The 19,505-nt window shown below is 47.2% G+C and carries 9 protein-coding genes and 2 pseudogenes; 4 read left to right on the top strand and 7 right to left on the bottom strand.

Features of this window, described 5'->3' with window-relative positions:
* The first annotated feature begins 70 nt into the window (after window positions 1-70).
* The 4 genes from H8S52_RS03775 to H8S52_RS03790 all read left to right on the top strand — a co-directional run bounded on the left by H8S52_RS03775 (window position 71) and on the right by H8S52_RS03790 (window position 4,678).
* The gene (locus H8S52_RS03775) at window positions 71-865 is read left to right on the top strand and encodes a Cof-type HAD-IIB family hydrolase (protein ID WP_060385939.1); all 795 of its coding nucleotides are present in this window, start codon (window positions 71-73) and stop codon (window positions 863-865) included.
* 22 nt (window positions 866-887) lie between these two features.
* Window positions 888-2,897, top strand: coding sequence for a tetratricopeptide repeat protein (locus H8S52_RS03780; protein ID WP_186909312.1), 2,010 nt, complete (start codon window positions 888-890; stop codon window positions 2,895-2,897).
* A 79-nt stretch (window positions 2,898-2,976) separates the two neighbouring features.
* On the top strand, window positions 2,977-3,591 hold the full coding sequence (locus H8S52_RS03785; protein ID WP_117741989.1) for an L-threonylcarbamoyladenylate synthase: 615 nt from the start codon (window positions 2,977-2,979) through the stop codon (window positions 3,589-3,591).
* A 76-nt stretch (window positions 3,592-3,667) separates the two neighbouring features.
* Window positions 3,668-4,678: an AI-2E family transporter gene (locus H8S52_RS03790; RefSeq protein WP_117740287.1), complete on the top strand. Its 1,011-nt coding sequence runs from the start codon at window positions 3,668-3,670 to the stop codon at window positions 4,676-4,678.
* 153 nt (window positions 4,679-4,831) lie between these two features.
* Here H8S52_RS03790 and H8S52_RS03795 read toward each other — a convergent pair.
* The 7 genes and pseudogenes from H8S52_RS03795 to H8S52_RS03825 all read right to left on the bottom strand — a co-directional run bounded on the left by H8S52_RS03795 (window position 4,832) and on the right by H8S52_RS03825 (window position 19,475).
* A pseudogene (locus H8S52_RS03795) lies at window positions 4,832-7,927 on the bottom strand (glycoside hydrolase family 2 TIM barrel-domain containing protein).
* Between the two features lie 352 nt (window positions 7,928-8,279).
* Complete coding sequence (locus H8S52_RS03800) at window positions 8,280-9,500, bottom strand: glycoside hydrolase family 88 protein (RefSeq protein WP_118086506.1); 1,221 nt, start codon at window positions 9,498-9,500, stop codon at window positions 8,280-8,282.
* Between the two features lie 16 nt (window positions 9,501-9,516).
* On the bottom strand, window positions 9,517-11,166 hold the full coding sequence (locus H8S52_RS03805; RefSeq protein WP_186909313.1) for a glycoside hydrolase 43 family protein: 1,650 nt from the start codon (window positions 11,164-11,166) through the stop codon (window positions 9,517-9,519).
* A gap of 127 nt (window positions 11,167-11,293) precedes the next feature.
* Window positions 11,294-13,243: a glycoside hydrolase family 97 protein gene (locus tag H8S52_RS03810; protein WP_186909314.1), complete on the bottom strand. Its 1,950-nt coding sequence runs from the start codon at window positions 13,241-13,243 to the stop codon at window positions 11,294-11,296.
* A gap of 115 nt (window positions 13,244-13,358) precedes the next feature.
* Window positions 13,359-15,017: pseudogene (locus tag H8S52_RS03815) on the bottom strand (hypothetical protein).
* Window positions 15,018-15,042: 25 nt separating this feature from the next.
* The gene (locus tag H8S52_RS03820) at window positions 15,043-16,962 is read right to left on the bottom strand and encodes a glycoside hydrolase family 127 protein (protein WP_186909315.1); all 1,920 of its coding nucleotides are present in this window, start codon (window positions 16,960-16,962) and stop codon (window positions 15,043-15,045) included.
* Between the two features lie 887 nt (window positions 16,963-17,849).
* Entirely contained in the window at window positions 17,850-19,475 is a 1,626-nt protein-coding gene (locus H8S52_RS03825) for a fimbrillin family protein (protein WP_186909316.1), read from the bottom strand.
* Window positions 19,476-19,505 lie beyond the last annotated feature (30 nt).

The following is a 19,505-nucleotide window of genomic DNA, read 5'->3' on the forward strand; positions in this document are numbered from 1 at the left end:
AATTATTCGCAAAAGTACGAAATATCTTTGCTTTTGAGTAAATTTGCCAACCAATTTAAAAGAGACATATATGATTAAAGCCCTGTTTTTTGACATCGACGGTACGCTGGTGAGTTTCAAGACCCACCAGATTCCCGTTTCCACCATCGAAGCGCTGGAAGCCGCCAAAGCCAAAGGCATACAGATATTCATTTCTACCGGACGTCCGCGTGTCATCATCAATAACCTCGCCGCCCTGCAGGAACGGAAACTGATAGACGGCTACATCACCATGAACGGTGCCTATTGCTTTGTGGACGATACCGTTATCTACAAAAGTCCCATACCGGCAGCCGAAGTCGATGCACTGACAAGCTTCTGTCACGAGCGCAATCTCCCCTGCATACTGGTGGGCGAACACGATATTTGCGTCAATCAGCCGGGCGAACTCGTAACAGAGATATTCAACAGACAACTCAAAACAGACCCCATCCCACCCAAACCCTATACAGACAACCATTCGGACAAGGAGTACTACCAACTGACACCCTTTATCGATATTGAAGAAGAACAACTCCTGCTGCCTTCCATTCCCAACTGCGAAATGGGACGCTGGCATCCGGCATTTGTAGATGTCACCGCCAAAGGAAATACCAAACAACGCGGCATCGACGAGATAATCCGGCATTTCGGCATCCGTCTGGAAGAAACGATGGCTTTCGGCGACGGTGGAAACGATATCAGCATGTTGCGTCATGCAGGCATCGGAGTGGCTATGGGCAATGCCAAAGACGATGTTAAAGCCGCAGCCGGTTACGTCACTACGAGCGTTGACGACAACGGCATAGCCAATGCACTAAAACAATACGGAATAATCGAAAGTTGAGGGTTGAAAGCCAGCTATGCATATGTCCTTCGTACCCGACACTCAGAACAAGGAGTTTCAAGATGCCTTGAACCTCATACAGTACACCCGCCAGTCTGTTTTCCTGACGGGGAAGGCGGGTACGGGAAAGTCTACCTTTCTCCGGTATATCTGCGAACATACCAAGAAGAAACACGTTGTGCTGGCTCCTACGGGAATTGCCGCCATCAATGCGGGGGGAAGCACGCTGCACAGTTTCTTCAAACTGCCGTTTTATCCTCTGCTGCCCGATGACCCCAATTTCAGCTTGCAACGGGGACGCATCCACGAATTCTTTAAATACACCAAACCTCACCGCAAGCTCCTTGAAGAACTGGAGCTGGTTATCATCGACGAGATTTCCATGGTACGGGCAGATATCATCGATGCCGTCGACCGTATTTTGCGGGTTTACTCACGCAACCTCAGGGAGCCTTTCGGCGGAAAACAGATCCTGCTGGTGGGCGATGTATTCCAGTTGGAGCCCGTAGTGAAAGGGGACGAACGGGAAATACTGAACCGTTTCTATCCTACCCCTTATTTCTTCTCTGCAAGAGTATTCGGACAGATAGACCTCGTGTCCATTGAACTGCAAACCGTCTACCGTCAGACCGACAAGGTATTTGTCAACGTACTGGACCATATACGGAGCAATACAGTGGGCGCTGCCGACCTGCAACTCCTCAATACCCGCTACGGTACACAGATAGAACAGTCCGAAGCCGATATGTACATCACCCTCGCCACCCGCCGCGATAATGTGGATTATATCAATGACAAAAAACTTGCCGAGCTTCCGGGAGAACCCGTTACGTTTCATGGTGAAATCATGGGCGACTTTCCCGAAAGCAGCCTTCCCACCTCTCAGGAGCTGATACTCAAACCGGGCGCTCAAATCATTTTCATTAAAAACGATTTCGACCGCCGGTGGGTAAACGGTACAATCGGCATTGTCAGCGGCTTCGACCCTATTGAAGAAACACTCTACATCATTACCGACGACGGCAAGGAATGTGATGTGAAACGGGAGTCCTGGCGGAATATCCGCTACAAATACAACGAAGAAAAAAAACAGATTGAGGAAGAGGAATTAGGAACTTTCACCCAATATCCTGTACGACTGGCATGGGCCATCACTGTCCATAAAAGCCAGGGACTGACTTTCAGCCGGGTAGTCATCGACTTCACCGGTGGCGTATTTGCCGGTGGACAAGCATACGTGGCACTCAGCCGGTGCACATCGCTGGAAGGGATACAGCTGAAAAAGCCCGTCAGCCGCGCCGATGTATTCGTACGTCCCGAAATCGTAGGATTCGCCCAACGCTTCAACAACCGCCAGGCCATTGACCGTGCCTTGAAGCAGGCACAGGCAGATGTGCAATATGTAGCGGCAGCCAAAGCCTTCGACCAGGGAGACTTCGAGACCTTCCTCAATGAGTTCTTCAAGGCCATCCATTCCCGTTATGACATCGAGAAACCCGTAGTGCAACGTCTTATCCGCAAGAAGCTGAATATCATCAACCGGCTGAAAGCAGAGAACGCCTGCCTGAAACAAGACATGGAAAAACAGCGGAAACGCCTGCAAGACTACGCCCGCGAATATTATGCCATGGGGAACGAGTGCATCACCCAAGCCCGCGACGCCCGTGCCGCCCTTGCCAATTATGACAAAGCCCTTGAACTTTATCCCGAATACACGGATGCCTGGGTGCGAAAAGGCGTCACCCTCTTCAACGAAAACCAATATCAGGAAGCCGAAGAATGCCTGAACCGTGCCGTACGCTTGCGCCCCGCCGAATTCAAAACCGTGTACAACCGTGGAAAGTTGCGGCTTAAACTCGGAAACATTGAAGGGGCCATAGCCGACCTGGACAAAGCCACTACCCTAAAGCCCGAACATGCCGGGGCTCACGAACTCTTCGGGGACGCTTTGATGCAAGCCGGAAAAGAGGTTGAAGCAGCCTTGCAATGGCGATTGGCGGAAGAACTCCGCAAAAAGCGCTCCTCAAAATAAAATCCATCCCTATACATTTGATTTCAAGAAACTTATTATTACTTTTGTGATATACTTTTAAACCAAGTCCGACAATATCATGCTTCTGAAACTTTATGAAAAGAACAACAATCCGGCAGATTTGCAACAAGTAATCGACATCCTGAACGACGGGGGCATCATCATCTACCCCACCGACACCATGTATGCCATCGGCTGCCACGGACTGAAGGAACGTGCGATAGAACGTATCTGCCAGCTCAAAAACACCGACCCCAAGAAGAACAACCTTTCCATCATCTGCTACGACCTGAGCAGCATCAGCGAATATGCCAAGTTCGACAACAACACGTTTAAATTAATGAAGCGCAACCTTCCGGGCGCTTTCACCTTTATCTTAAACGGCACAGTCCGTCTGCCGAAGATATTCCGCAACCGGAAAGAAGTAGGAATCCGTATGCCCGACCATCCGATAATACAGGAACTGGCACGCCTGCTGGATGCCCCTATCATGACCGCCACACTCCCCCATGACGAAAACGAAGACATCGAATACTGCACCGACCCCGAACTGATTGATGAGAAATTCGGCAATATCGTCGACCTGGTTATCGACGGTGGAATAGGTGGCATAGAGGGTTCCACAGTAGTGGACTGCACCGGTGGCGAGGCAGAAATCGTACGCCAGGGAAAAGGCTGGCTGGATGAAGGATAAAATTCAATCTCCGCACATTCCTCAAAAACATTTCCGGCTCTTATAATGTTTCTTTTTCAAAGAAACAACATATTCTATGAGTACAAAAGAGCAATACTGGAAATATTCATTGATTACCATCATTATCGGGTTGGGGATTATCCTCGCCAGGCAAATCACTCCCTTCTTAGGCGGTCTGTTGGGTGCATTGACCATCTATATACTGGTCAGGCGCCAGATGATTTATCTGTCCGAAAAGCGAAAGATAAAACGGAGCATAGCTGCCACCGTCATTACGGCAGAAGCCATTTTATGCTTTCTCGTTCCTTTAGCATTGGTAGTATGGCTGGCGGTAGTAAACCTGCAGAACATCAACCTTGATCCGCAGGCAGTCATTGCACCTTTTGAAGAAGCCGCCTCCATTATCAAGGCCAGAACCGGATACAATGTACTAAGCGGAAACAGCCTTTCATTCTTCATTTCATCCCTTCCACGCATCGGACAGACATTAATGGGAGGCATCAGCAGCTTCATCGTCAACATGTTTGTACTGGTATTTGTCCTCTACTTCATGCTGATAGGCGGAAAGAAAATGGAGCAATATGTCAACGAACTTCTTCCTTTCAATGAAACCAACACACAGGAGATAGTACACGAAATCAATATGATTGTCCGTTCCAATGCCATCGGCATACCTTTGCTTGCCGTAATACAAGGCGGAGTAGCCATGCTCGGCTATTGGATATTCGATGCTCCCAATATTCTGTTTTCAGGCTTTCTTACAGGTTTTGCCAGTATCATACCTATGGCAGGTACGGCATTGGTATGGATTCCCATAGCCATATACATGGCACTTATCGGCAACTGGTTCCAAGCAATCGGACTGGTCATATTCGGTTCCCTTGTCATCTCGCAACTCGATAATCTGATACGTTTCGTCATTCAAAAGAAAATGGCCGATATTCATCCGCTCATCACTGTCTTCGGAGTTGTTATCGGCCTCTCCCTTTTTGGATTTATGGGGGTCATATTCGGCCCGTTACTACTTTCCCTGTTCTTTCTCTTTGTCAATATGTTCAAAAAAGGGTATCTGGACGGAGCAAAATAAATCGGTCCTAAGGTATAAACGGAACAAAGCACCGGACTCCCCCGAAAGCCTCATAACCGACTTTGGGATGGCAGTCCGATGCCTTGCATATCAGAAGAGTCCGGCTGAATGCAACGTACCTCTACGGAAAACGTTTACTTCCTGCCGGTTTCCTCATTGTATTCCGATGTTATGACGTACCGGAGTCAGGATAAACGTAAATTCATAATCAGTATAAGGCACCTGATACTCAGGACGGGCTATGCGTCCCCAACTATCCTCGCATCCCAAACCGGCTTGAACCTTATCAATGCAGAAGTTTGTCAAATCCGCCTCTTCCACCTCCTGAGAGTGTCCCTGGCGCTTGCTCCAGCCTTCATCCAAAGATTCAATCGTATAGTGTAAAGCCGATGCGGAGAACGGAGCGGCAGCAACTGCCTCTATACCGTTACCGGCTGCATCCAGCATCTTCCACCAGCGGATATCCGTCTTTGTGCCATTTTCCTGCGGACGGATATACGGATAGAACTGCTCCGATACGCTCTGGCGATAGATACCGAGGTCGGTACAATGGTTACGGTCTGCATAGTTCTCCACCGGACCGCGGCCGTAGTATTCTACAGTTTCAAAGCTGCGGGGCATAGGCATCTGCATGCCGAAACGGAAGAGGTTGGCTACTTTGGCATTCTTATCGGCAACCATCTTTTGAGTGATTTTAACAGCGCCACTGTTGTTGATAACATATGTCAGACTTAACTCCGCCGATGCTTCCGGCAGTTTATAAGCCGCTTCCACAATCACTTGTCCGTTCTCGGTGTGCTGACTGAAAGAAGTCAGTTTTATCTCCGGATTCTTCCAGACAGCATATTTACGTTGCAGGTTAGCGCCGAAATCATTGTCGGTAGGAGCACGCCAGAAGTTGGGCGTAAGCGCCTCACCTTCCTTAATCATATCCAGACCGTTCACTTCGTATTTGGTCAGGTAACCGGTATGCTTGTTGAACTCCATGCGGAAAGCCTCACCGGAGACAATAAGATAGTTGCAGTCATTCTCCTGTATCACGGGAGCAGCCACTTCCACGTTGCTCAATTCCGTGTTCTTCAAATCCATTGCAGGAGCCTGATAGGCATTCAGCGTCAATTGGTCTTTAGCGACAATATGCCCTGCCGGAAGCAGACCTTCACGTTCCTTCAATTTATAAGACACGTTAAGCAACCACTCGGCACACTGGCAGACAGTTCCCAAATCCAGTTTGACTTTAGCAGTCTGCTGCGGAGCTACATTCAAGTCATCCACACGACCGCTGCGCATCACCTTGCCGTCTTTCAGCATTTCCCACTCTAGATAACAGCCCGAAAGGTCACGGAAGAAGTTTTCGTTGAATACATTAATTTCTCCACGCTGCAAATCGGCCGGAGTTGTCCAGATATTCTGATAGATACGTCCTACCTCGTACATATGAGGATTGGGTACGCGGTCGGGACTGACAAGACCGTTGTTACAGAAATTGACATCGCTGGCATCAAAGCGGTTGAAGTCACCGCCATAGGCATAAATCATCTTACCGTTCTTACCGGTCCAACGTACGGACTGGTCTACAAAATCCCAAATGAAACCACCCTGATATTTGGGATATTTGCGAATCATATCCCAATATTCTTTGAAACCGCCTTCCGAATTACCCATGGCATGCGCATACTCACACTGAATGAGAGGTCTGTTCATAGAATCATCCTCACAATATTTCAGACAATCGTTATATCCATAATACATCGGACAGAATATATCGGTCTTTCCTGTCTTTCCGGCCTGTTCGTATTGCACGGCACGGCTCGGGTCTTCCGCCTTCACCTAGTCATAAGCCGCTTCAAAGTTAGGCCCATAACCGGCTTCATTGCCCAATGACCAGAAAATGATGCTCGGATGATTGAAACTGCGCTGTATATTACGCTGATTACGCTCCATATGAGCTTTCTTGTAATCGGCGCGTTTGGCAAGAGTGGATTCTCCATATCCCATTCCGTGAGACTCGATATTGGCTTCCGCTACCACATAAATACCATATTGGTCGCACAAGTCATACCACAGATTATTATCGGGATAGTGGCAGGTACGCACCGCATTCAGATTGAACTGCTTCATAATCTGAATATCCTGAATCATACGCTCACGGGAAACGACATAACCGTAATCAGGATCCATTTCGTGACGGTTGGCTCCCTTGAACAGGACAGGCTGGCCGTTTACCAATACCTGCGCATTCTTCAGTTCAACCTTACGGAAACCCACTTTTATGGGAATAACCTCGCCACTGCCTTGCAAAGCAGCACGTAATGTATAAAGATACGGAGTTTCCGCTGTCCATTTGTGCGGATTGTCAAGGTTCATTACAGCAACCCCGTTACCGCGTACAGTTGCCGTTGCCACCTGCTTGCCTTCGGCATCCAATAGCTCCAAGGCGGTATTACCGTTACCTTTCAGACTGACTTCCACACGCAAAGAGCCGTTTTTGTAGTCAGCATCCAAATCCGGAGTGACACGGACATCCTCGATACGTTTCTTATCACGGGCATACAGATAGCAGTCGCGTCCCACTCCGCTATAACGGAAGAAATCCTGATCTTCAAGATATGTGCCGTCGCACCAGCGGAACACCTGAAAAGCTATCAGGTTCTTCTGTCCCGGTTTCAGGTAAGAGGTAAGGTCAAATTCTGCCTCCAGTTTGCTATCCTCGCTGTAACCTACATACTTGCCGTTCACCCACAGGTACATATTGGAAGTCACCGAACCGAAATGAGCTATAATGTCCTTACCTTTCCAGGTAGCAGGCACTACAATCTCCCGGCGGTATGAACCGACATGATTGTCCACAACAGGCACTTGCGGCGGATTATTCTTGAACTGATTGCGCCAGGCATAACCTACGTTCACGTAAATAGGGTCTCCAAAGCCATTCAGCTCCCAGACACCGGGAACAGGCATATCGCACCAGCCTTTATCATTGAATCCCGGCTTCCAGAAATCAACAGGGCGGGCGTCTGCATCCTTCACCCAAAAGAATTTCCAAGTACCGTTTAAGGTCATAAAACGGGAAGAGTGCTCTTTAACTCCCGTCTGTGCCACGCCTTCCGATTCGTATGCAAAATAATTGGTGTGCATCGGGGCACGGTTCACTGCATTCACTTCCGGATTCTGCCATTCGGTAAAAGACTGCGCGTTTGCCATCACAGCCAGGGCAGTAAATAATCCGGTAACAATTCGTTTTTTCATGATATCTATTATTTATTCAGGTTTGTATGCTGCAAAGATAAAAACTACAAATCAAAACCCAACCGGGTTTTAAGTCAAAAAAAGTATACTTATCTTTATAAGTACATGCTCTATAATTTTCAATTTACCGGTATAGAGCATCATACACCCATCTTAAACATAGAAAAAAATGTGTGTCAAAACTAAAATTCGCTTATTATTTGTTTCTTTATTAGACACAGAATTACACGGAAGACACGGATTTCACGGAAAAAGAATAAAGAAAATCCGTGAAATCCGTGTCTTCCGTGCCTAAAAGAAATCATCAAGTGTATTTCTCCATTTGCATCATACCGGACAGCAAGTTTGTACATCAGCCTATAACCGGTTTCCCCTCCTGCAATCTCTTCAACCGTAACAACGCTTCTATATAATAATAATCCGCATAGATAATGGAAGCATCTACTTCCGACTTCGCCGGCCAATGTCCTGTAGAGTGAAGCAGAAATGCCGGGCTTGCCTCACCGCATTGATAATTTTCCGTACTCAGACTCTTCAGCATTTTCATCGCCGCATCCTTATACCGCTCCCCTTTGTCACCGGGCAAATAAGTGGAAAGTTCCAGCAATGCGGAAGCCACTACGCAGGCAGCCGAAGCATCACGGGGAGCATCGGGTATTGCGGGATCGTTGAAATCCCAATAGGGAACATAGTCTTTCGGAAGTTTTTCCAAATATACATCCGTTACTTTCTGCACAAAATCCAAGTAACGGCAATCTTTGGTTTCACGATAAACTACCGTATATCCATAGATAGCCCATGCCTGACCGCGTGCCCACATGCTACTGTCGGCATATCCCTGATGTGTAACCCCTTTGACGAAATCACCGGTCAGCGTATCGTAAACAGCTACATGATAAGAGGTATAATCAGGCCGGAAATGATACTTCATCGTCTTATCGGCATGCGAAATGGCAATGTCCGCCAGATAAGGGTTCCCCCCGTTCTTTGCCGCCCAAAACAGCATTTCCAGATTTATCATATTATCCATGATTGTGTTGTGCCCGCCAAACAATTCTACATTGCGGGGCCAAGACAGCATTGTACCCACCTGCGGTTTGAACAATGTAGCCAATGTATCCGCCGTATCCAGAATCACCTGTTTGTAAGCCGGATTTTGTGTCAGACGATAACCGTTGCCGTAACTGCAAAAGATAAGGAAGCCTAAATCATGGTCGAATGCGGGTGTTTTGGAAAGAAACTCCAAAGAGGCGGTGAACTTCTCCGCTTCCTCTTTTATCCGCTTGTCACCGCTATATTCGTAATCATACCACAGCACACCGGGCCAAAAGCCGGCACACCATTCCTCTTTTGTTGCCTTACGGCAGTTCCAATCGCTTTGACCATTCAGTATATTGCGGGGCATCATGGTATAGTCCACCGCACCATTTGCATCATGCAATCGATTTAAGGTACGCTCTACCTGGCGATTACAATAATCCAACGCCTCGTCAACGCGAAACTTATTTTCCGTAGTAGTACAGGCAGCTAACAGGCATATGCCCAAAGCTGCCAACAGAGCTTTTGTCTTCATATCCGATTTTATTCTATTATTTCTCAACATGGAACCAGTCGGCGTCCACCCAACCGCGTTCTTTACCGTAAGGAGCCGTACTGAACAATCCTACCTTAGCTCCTATCCATTTTCCCTGACGGGCTGTAAAAGGAGTTCCGGCAGACATATACTTCTTGCCGTCCAAACTGTAAGAAAAACGGCAGATACCGCCTTTCTCCACTTTTACCCGCAGATAGATTTCCCTTTCACAATTGGGATACAGACCGGCTTCATAAATCCGGCTTGCCGGAATTTCCGCCAGACGGACAGCCGTCTCCGGCGTATTCTGCTCGGCATCTTTACAAACGGCTTGTTTCAGTACAAACCGTTCGCCGACCTTTTCCACACCTATATAACTGTAATCCCAACCCATTACAATCAGTCCCGATTGCTGTCCGTCCATTTTGGCAGATACTTTCAGTTTGGCGGTGGCCGTGAATTTTTCTGCCGGAAACTTCTGCAACAACAGATTAGGCACTTCCCAGAAGTTCACGAAATTCTCCGAAAGCACATGTCCGTAGATACGAACAAAACCCAAATCCGAAGTAAAGCCGAACGTATCCTGATAATTGGCATGCCATTCCCATTGCAACCCCAACTGGCGAGCATTGAATTCATCACTTTCCACAGGAGTCTCTATGGAATAAGTCCCGCCCACATCCGGTTTGCGATAGATAGTGACCGGTTCACCGCAACCGTCACCGTCTTTATCCACACCGATTACCGGCCAGTCATTCACCCAGGTCATCGGATTCAGATGAATCACACGTCCGTACATCGCCTTATCCTGAAAATGTACAAACCACGATTCACCCGTATTCGTATCGATCCATGCCCCCTGATGAGGCCCGTTAATATCCGTCTTACCCTGCGCCATTACAATTTTCGGGTCGTACGGGCCGTACACGCTGCGAGAGCGCAACACCAACTGCCAGCCCGTAGCCACACCACCCGCAGGGGCGAAAATATAATAATAGCCGTTGCGTTTATAGAACTTCGGTCCTTCTACCGTATGGTTCACTCCATCGTTTCCGTCATACACAAGTACCGGATTGCTGATAACCCGCGTGCCTTCCGCATTCATTTCGCATACCACCACAATACTGTTCATCTTTGAGCGGCTGCCGGCCCAGGCATGTACCAGATACACATGTCCGTCCTCATCCCACAGCGGTGCAGGGTCTATCATTCCTTTACCGGCTTTCACAAGTACGGGTTTCTCCCATTCACCGGCGGGGTCTTTTGTCTTTACCATGAAGATACCGAAATCCGGGTCGCCCCAATAGATGTAAAACTCCCCTTTATGGTAGCGTATGGACGGAGCCCATACCCCTTTACCGTGGCGGGCGGAATTATAAAATTCCTTCGGCTCCAGTTCCTTCAAGGCATAATTGACGATACGCCAATTCACCAAATCTTTGGAATGGAGAACAGGCAGCCCCGGCGCACAGCCGAAACTGGAAGCTGTCATATAGAAATCGTCACCGACCGCACAAACGTCAGGGTCGGAATAATCGGCGTGCAACACCGGATTCCTGTAAGTTCCGTTGCCCTGATCCGCCACCCACACTTCGGACACATATTGCGCTTCCGTCTGCAAACAAACGGTACACAACATACCAATAACCAGTGCTAATCTTTTCATCTTATAACTAATAAATATCCCGAAAACAAAACTTCAATTACCTTGTATTATCGTACCTTGATTCATTAAAAACATTCATCTGCTAATACGAACCGACCGTGCCGATTACTCAACGGCAACCGTATTTTTATAATACTTCTCCCCTATACTTCCTGTACTTCTTCGCTTCATCCTTACTTACAGGCACAAAACGAACGGCAGCTCCACCACTTGGTTTTAAATCGAACTTCATTGTCCTGGAAGCATCCACCAGCAGATATGAGCACTTCACCTGCGTACGGGTCTTTACTTCCTTTCCACCATCGGTATAGATATATGCAAGATAGGTTTTGTCCTTATCAAGAAAAGAGAGCTGTACATTCTCTTTCGAGCCGTCGTTATTCGTCATAGCCGCCAAGAACCACTCCTGTCCTTTCCGCCGTGCCATTGTAATGTTCTTGCCCGGCGTTCCGTCCAATACTTCCGTATCATCAAAGACCGTTTGCAGATTCTCAAACCACTCCACTTCCGGTTCGCCATGATAGAAAGAGGGCTTATCATACCAAAAGATTGTTTGCAGCGGACTGTAAAATACCAATGATGCCGCTAACTGATGCGCATGCGTTGTTTTCAGGCGCTTGTCGAAATAACAAATCGTATAATCCGCCGCACCGTTTATCATACGTGTAAAAGGCAACGTCACATTGTGCGTAGCATCCGGAAACTCCTCATTCCCGCAAATCCCTTCCTGAGTAAGCAGATTGGGATAAGTACGGCTGAAACCCGAAGGTCGGTACTCATCGTGGATATTCATCATCAGATGATTCTCGGCAGCCAGGCGAACCAGGTCGTGCAACCACGTAGCCCAACGATGGCTGGCATACTGCACAAAGCCGGACTTCACACCCACAATGCCCCATTCCCGAAGTATCGGGAAGAGTTCACGCGCCTGCTTCATCAAGGCATGCTGGTTGACGTACACCCAAATGCCAACTCCCTTTTCCTTTCCGTAAGCTACCACACGCGGCATGTCCAATTTGTCTACTACTTTGGTAGCGTCTCCGTCGTGCGAAGTACAAGGCAGATACCACAACCAGTCGAAAAGCATATACGGAATGTTATGTTCGGCACAGAAGTCGATTGTGGCAATAGCCCCTTCGGTGCTGATGGTTGTCTCACGCATGATAGTACCCGGTCTCACCCATTCAGCGGCATCGGCTATCTCGCAAGGCGGATTCAGATTTTGGATTATATCGTTATGTTCCAGCAACTCTCCCGGTTTCTCCGCAGTCATTATCACTTTCCACGGGGTGGCATAATAGGTCACCACATCTACCGGACTGTACATTACGGAAGTCAGCGTATTCTTTTTCTCCGCCGAAGCCTGATACTTGGTAAGACACCAGTCGTCCACATCGGCATCCAGCAATGCAGTCCACAGACCGCCGGGCAGTTCCAGCGTCAGGGCGCGCTCTACGGGACGTTTCAGTTCGTTGACATCCAAATGCTCAAAGAAAGCCTGCGCCCACTGTTCCGACCAGGCTTTCGTACCGGCAGGCAAGGTATATTCCGTCAAATCCCCCACTACCTTATGGAAGGTGGCACGAGGGTGTTCGGGGAAGAAATAGCGGAAAGCAATACCTTCATCGTAAGCACGCACCTCTATGTCAAGACGATAGAAAGAGCCGTCTTTCTTGGAAAGATGAAGTGTTGCCGCATTATAACGGTCGCGTACTTTGCTGCGTTCACCGTAAAGAGGTTTCCATGTATTATCCACTGTCGGTGCATAAGTCACTGAATCGACTTCCAGATTATCCATCCAGCAGGCAGGCTGTATAAGCTTGCGCTGCCCCAATGCCATTTCCCAGATGCGGTTATCCAGTTCCAGACCGGCACGCGATTCCTCTATAACGGGCTGTCCCTTGAAAGAGACACGATAGAACAAGCCGTTGACGGCAGGAGCTGTCTGCCTCTGATAGAATCCAACTTGCTGCACCCCATCCGGAGAGCTCAGTTTCAACTCCCGGGTATTATCCGCAAACAAAACGGCGGCGTATGCAAACGCACCTAACAGAAATCCTGTTTTCTTTATATTCATTGCCACAAACATATTTTTATATTTCACTTTAAAGGTATTTATTATGCACCCTCTCTTTCATTATGCAGAAATACGGATAAAAAGCTCAGGACGCTTAATCCATATCCGAAAAAGATTATTCCACGATAAAGAACGTACGCTCTACAGGTTCTGCGGTCTGTACTTTTCCGGCGATACCGTACTGCCAGGCTACCACCGTCACTTTCAGCGGATACCTGCTGCGAGGCGGTATTTTGGTAAATATCACCTTATTCCCCCTGATTTCCGCAGGACCTTCCTTTACATAATAGTACACGGGCAGCCCGCAATCGGATGTCGCATCGAGCGTAACGGATTCCGTTCCGGCTTTTACATCCCCGATACCGGGAAAAAGAATACATTGTCTCCGCCCCTCGGTAAGAGGGTAAGGAATATTAAAGCTGAGTTCCTATACACACTCCTTATATTGCCGGTCTCCGCCGGCACTTGCCACCAGCGTGATACTCGGAGTCCGCTTTTTATTGGTCGTACCCATACGGTAGAAGTCAAGAACAAAAGTCGTATCATTAACCTGTTTCACCGGACCGCAAATACGTTCAATCCGCGGCACGGCAGCCGAATGCCCATCTGTCAAGGAAGCACGCAGGCTATCGGTATACACCGCTTTCAAATGAAACGTTACTCCGTCGGCTTCAGGTAAGAAACGGGCAGAAAGCGTAACATGAGATTGCGGAGTATATGGAACAAGCTCTCCTTCCTGCATAAAACTGACATACTGCGGCAGCAAGTCACGCTCCTGACGATAACACTCCTCGGTCAGCTCCGCCATCTCACGGTCGAAGTACCAGAAAGCGTCATGGCGGTCGCCTTTATATTGCAAATAAGGAGCAGGTTTTGCACGGCGGGGTTGCTTCGCGAGGCGTGCCGTACGTACTTCTCCCTGCGGCTCTTTTGTACCCGTACGCCAACGTTCGGCAAGCCAGCCGTCGCGGGGATTCAGTTTCTTCAAGGCAACCGGTTTGTTCCAATCCGTATCAGCGGGAATCCTGTACTCTACGGCTTTCTTCAGAAAGAGACCGATATAATCGGCTGTACGGTCTGCCACATCGAAATGCCCCCGACCGGTATCGCAAAGAAAAGAAATGCAACTCTCAGGATACATCATACGAAAAGCCAAAGCCGGATTGACACGCGCTTCCCACCATTCGTACTCTCCTTCGACCATCAAACCGGGAATACCGTCGATGTTGCGCGTGCGCCCCCACTCCAGGTTGGCCCCGCCGTAGCCTGCCAGATTGGTGCGCGGAGCGTCACCGTGATAGGAAATTACCGCCAAGGCACGTTCCGGATTCCATGCGGCAAAGTTCCACGGGAAAGTAGCCATTGCCGAATGCCCCACAGGAACAATCGGGACAACTTTCAGCTCATCATAGCCGCTCGTCTCCGCCAGACTGTCCAATGCGGTGAGTAACGCATCGTTACATCCCGTATTCACATTCCACGGAAAATCGAGTATGGGCGTAATCCACACCAATGCGATGCCCGCTTCCTGCATCCGTCTGCGAAATACCGGATTTTCAAACAAGGTTTCTTCACACATATTATGCTGGCCTACCGCTACGGCTTTCACCCGTTTGCAACCGGCAGGTATCCAGAGAAAAGCCTGCGGATGCGCTTCGGTTTCCTGCGAAATCATCGAAGGAATCCGTACCGACCATTGCCATTCGGCAGCCATGCCTGTAAACGTCTCACCAATGAGGAGCAAGAAGATACATATAGAATAAAAACGCTTCATGATAATTCCGGCATCAAATGAGTACTTATTTCATCAAATCCCAATACACCACATACCGCTGCCGGTGCATGTCATACAGCGGCCGGAGTACATCTCCCTGCGTAGTTGCGAATTTCAATTCCTTCCCCACACGCCGCAAGGCACGTCCGGGATGTTTTACATCAATCTCCAGAGCAGTTTTCAAATCTGCCGGAACATGATAATCATACGTGTAGTAATCATTGTAAAGCGCCGGATTGGAAAAAGGCGCCGGAGCCTGCATGCCTTCCGTCCCCCGCTCACCTGCCAGTACTACAGGTCCATAGAGCAGTGCGGCCTTTCGAGGATTGTCCGGTGTCGTTTCCAGAGACACCTGCATAGGGTACGTGACTTCGATACGGTCGCCCGACTTCCACAAGCGTGTCAGGGCGATGTAAGAACCGGGCTTCTGCTTCACGGACACTTTCTTTCCATTGACAAAGACAGATGCTTTGCCGCTCCACGACGGATAACGCAAACAGACCGTAGTCTGCACCGGCTGTTCCGCCCCAACGGTCAGCACGGTCGTTTCTTCCGAGGGGAAAGCAGTTTCCTGACGCAAAGTCATGCCTTTCTCCTTCCAGCTTACAACAGAAGGGATGAAAAGGTTGACGTAAATAGCCCCGTCGTTATGATAATAGATAGCCTCTCCATACTTGGCATGGCTCTCGAAACCACTGCCTACACAGCACCAGAAAGAATTTTCTTTTGTACTGTATACCTTATGCGCACCGTTCAGCAGAGGCAGGAAATAGCATACCATTCCCGTTTCGGGGTCTTGTTGTCCCAATATATGGTTATAAAGCGCACGTTCGTAATAATCGGCAATCTTCACATCGCCCGTCCAGCAGAAAAGGTGACGGGACAGTTTCAGCATATTATAGGTACAGCAAGTCTCGCCCGTATAGCCGTTCAGAAATTCAGAGAACCGCTTCGGGTCGAAGAAGTGTTCTTTCTGACTGCTGCATCCCGGAGCAAATGTATGATGATTAATCATCGTATGCCAGAAGAAATCGCTCAACTTACGGCTCTCCTCATTCTTCGTCAGTTCATAGTTACGCGCCTCCGCAATTACTTTCGGGATAAATGTATTGGTATGTTTGGTACCCAAATCATCATTCTGTTCCTTCAGCGGGTCTATCACATCGTTATGATAGAAGTACTCCGCCAACCACTTGTAACGTTCGTCCCCGGTAACGGCATACAAATTATAGAACGATTCGTTGATGCCGCCAAACTCGTTACGTATCATCTTCCGGCGTGTCTCTTCGCTCAACGGTTTCAGTTTATTGTAGGCCCAATCGCCCATTTTCGTCACAACAGCCAATGCCTGCATATTGTCTGCATACAGGTATTGGTCTATCAAACCTGAAAACAGTTTATGCAATGTGTACCATGGCGCCCAAACAGATTGTCCCTTAATATTACGGTTTATCAGTTCTTCGGGAAATGCACTCAGATAGCCATTTCCCAACGCATCCTGCACTTTGCCCAGTTCCGTCACTATGCTATCGCCTTTCAGCTTGAAGATTTCACTGCCCGTAGCGGCATACATCAGTCCGTATGCCGACAACAGATGCCCTGTAGTGTGTCCGCGCAGTTCGCAATCCATTGATTCCCAACCGCCCAACTTCTTTACGGTCATATATCCGCCTTCACGACCTGCCCATACACCGGCATTCGTACGGAAACTGTGCAGAAGCCGGTTCACATCTATCGATGCCATCCAGGCAGAGTCACGCAGCATATTATCGCGAAATCGACTTGGCAACAAACGGATGTCTTTCAAATCAAAACCCTTTATCACCACCGGAGCACTCGTTTCCACTTTCATCTTTCCCACATGCTGGCCGGGATATATGGACTGCGCTGCCAATGTGCCTGCCATTCCCAGACATAAAGCGAAAATAATAGTCTTATAGTTCATATATTCTTGATTTTTATATAAAGATACGAATAAGAAGATGAAAATACCTAATGCTATTCATAAGTTTGTTTTACATAAATAGAAGAAAAAATAGGGGAAATATGTATGTATAAATAGCTATAGAAATAAACAGAGAACAAACTACCGAAAGAGCATACTGCACCTCGCAAAAAAAAATATTTCTCCGTTGTTTATCCGCAAAAGCATAGTACATAATCCTATTATAAACGTACAAAAAACAAGTGAAACACCAAGGAAAACCTCGTCCCGCAATTGGGGGCTGCCGGGTTTCCAACCGGCAACCGCAGAGCCTGCAACCGGCAACCGTAGAGCCCGCAATTGGAAAACGAAGTTATAGATGTAGGTTTACTACATTATACATCCATCAAAATCACAAAAACAACAAAGAATAACAACTTAAAACAAGCAGCTTTTTTCATCATTTGCCGAAGAAAGTCGCTCCAATTTACCTATCGCATAACAGGAAAAGCGTGTACACTATACCATATTTGCGGCTATGATAAAGAAAATGCGATGTTTTAACCGATATTAACACGATTCGTCATATACCACTTCCAGTATTGATTATAAGGTAGTTACCATATAATAACGGAGGATATACCGCAAAAAGCAGTGACGACAAATAGCTTGTCATCACTGTCGTCACTGTTGTCATCACTCACCCTATCCCCTTTCTACAGAGGGATAGAGCGTAATCCATGCCAAGTGATGACCAAAAAGCTATCAAACAGTATTGAAACAGTAATATTGATAATGTATATATTACTGACCTAAGCCCAAGAAAAACGGCTGCCATAATATACGACAGCCGCTTTTTATCAGGGAAAAAAGTCTCATTAACTTTAAAATACCTGCTGAAAATATTATCAGAAAGCAAGAATAGGACGGATAGCTCTTGTGTTCGATGACTTTTTTACTCCATTAGGAGCGTCTATTTTAAACTTCGCATCATATCCATTTTCAGTAGATTGATTAATTGATATATCAAAAAGATAAGCATGGGTAGCAGACTTTTCAACACTAGTCCAATAAATGACACTATTCGTTCCAACAAGTTCCTTACCCCCCACTAATGTAAACTTCCCATTAATAGCCTTTACTACGGAAGTCAGTGCATTACGATTAGCAATATTGGATGATGTAAGATCTGTTCCATCACCATTCAAATTATTATAAATCTGAACAAACTGCCCACCACTTGGCAAGAACCAACCGGAAGTGTTTACAGGCGCTTTATATTTAGCCGTAGCTCCAGCCTCACCGAAATTCACAGCATTATAGAAAGCCGGATAAGTAGTATTCCAATTAGCCTCTTGTCCTTTTTGTGCAACGACATACCGAGTTCTCACATAACCTTGCATATCAGCCAATGCACCGGCAGCATTCGATACTGTAAAATCGGGCGTATTATCACCCTCGGCAGGAAACAAAACATTTTCCTCATCCGTAGCCCAAGCACAAGTAACTTTATCCAATGCCATTACATAATAATGATATTTATTTCTGAAGTCTTCATCTTCATCCCCACTTCCTACAGTAGCATAAACCATACCGATACAATTGGCAGAAGGCGCATTAGCCAAGTTCCCCGGATAGATATTTCCATCTGCATAATAATAATCACCATATGCAATAGGACGTATTCTGTTATAGCCTTCATAGGTGTAATTTACTTTCAATCTTTTATAGTTACCGGAAGCTAACTCAATTCCATCCTTACTAAAAGTAACAGGAGCATCCCCATCATAAAACAAACCTTCAACACTCAGTGCAGCATCCGTTGCCGTAGGTGCTACGATACAACGATAAACACCTTTATCAATGGCATAAGGAGTATATTTTTCTTCGCCAATAGTCAACTCCAACGATATAGGAACATTGTATTCATAATAGCCGGCGGCCGTATTATCATCCCCTGTTACATATTCACGTACAGGAACTTTCACCTCAATCATCGACAACTTATGAGCAAAATTAAATGTCACTTTACCGCCATCGGACAAAGTAGCTGCATCCACCGGTGCCGTCAATACGTCACAAGCAGAATAAGCTTCCTTAGAATTTTGCTCCTTACTTAGCTTTGAAGTGAAATAAGACACAATGTCCTCTTCCGAATTGATATTTTGCATCGTGAGATTTTCGGTATAAGGATAGTAAGCAATATAAGATGCGGCATCCTTGTAGTAATAGAGTTTATTTCCTCCCCATACACCTTCGGCATCTCTCGTCAGCACAAGATTCTTTAGCAAAGTCTTACCATCTTTAGCAATGACATAGACACCGATTTTGTCACCTTCTACAAAAGTTGTCTGATAACCGGTCTCTGTAGCACGTGTTCCTGCATCAGCCGCCTGAAAGTCACCGGCTGTAACAGTAACATTCAGTTCATTGCCTGCTTCCATAGGTGTATTGTCCAGTTCTTCATTTTGATTACAAGCCGTTACGAAAACCGCAAGCAGTAATATTACTGATAAATTGAAAATGTTTTTCATAATGATTTCTTTTTATTTATAATTTCATTC

The sequence above is a fragment of the Bacteroides sp. NSJ-48 genome (assembly GCF_014287405.1).
Lineage (GTDB): Bacteria > Bacteroidota > Bacteroidia > Bacteroidales > Bacteroidaceae > Bacteroides > Bacteroides stercoris.

Excerpts from the sequence above, each read along its gene's own strand:
- H8S52_RS03775 (WP_060385939.1), top strand. The coding sequence starts at position 71 with ATGATTAAAGCCCTGTTTTTTGACATCGACGGTACGCTGGTGAGTTTC.
- H8S52_RS03780 (WP_186909312.1), top strand. The coding sequence starts at position 888 with ATGTCCTTCGTACCCGACACTCAGAACAAGGAGTTTCAAGATGCCTTG.
- H8S52_RS03785 (WP_117741989.1), top strand. The coding sequence starts at position 2,977 with ATGCTTCTGAAACTTTATGAAAAGAACAACAATCCGGCAGATTTGCAA.
- H8S52_RS03790 (WP_117740287.1), top strand. The coding sequence starts at position 3,668 with ATGAGTACAAAAGAGCAATACTGGAAATATTCATTGATTACCATCATT.
- H8S52_RS03800 (WP_118086506.1), bottom strand. The coding sequence starts at position 9,500 with ATGAAGACAAAAGCTCTGTTGGCAGCTTTGGGCATATGCCTGTTAGCT.
- H8S52_RS03805 (WP_186909313.1), bottom strand. The coding sequence starts at position 11,166 with ATGAAAAGATTAGCACTGGTTATTGGTATGTTGTGTACCGTTTGTTTG.
- H8S52_RS03810 (WP_186909314.1), bottom strand. The coding sequence starts at position 13,243 with ATGAATATAAAGAAAACAGGATTTCTGTTAGGTGCGTTTGCATACGCC.
- H8S52_RS03820 (WP_186909315.1), bottom strand. The coding sequence starts at position 16,962 with ATGAACTATAAGACTATTATTTTCGCTTTATGTCTGGGAATGGCAGGC.
- H8S52_RS03825 (WP_186909316.1), bottom strand. The coding sequence starts at position 19,475 with ATGAAAAACATTTTCAATTTATCAGTAATATTACTGCTTGCGGTTTTC.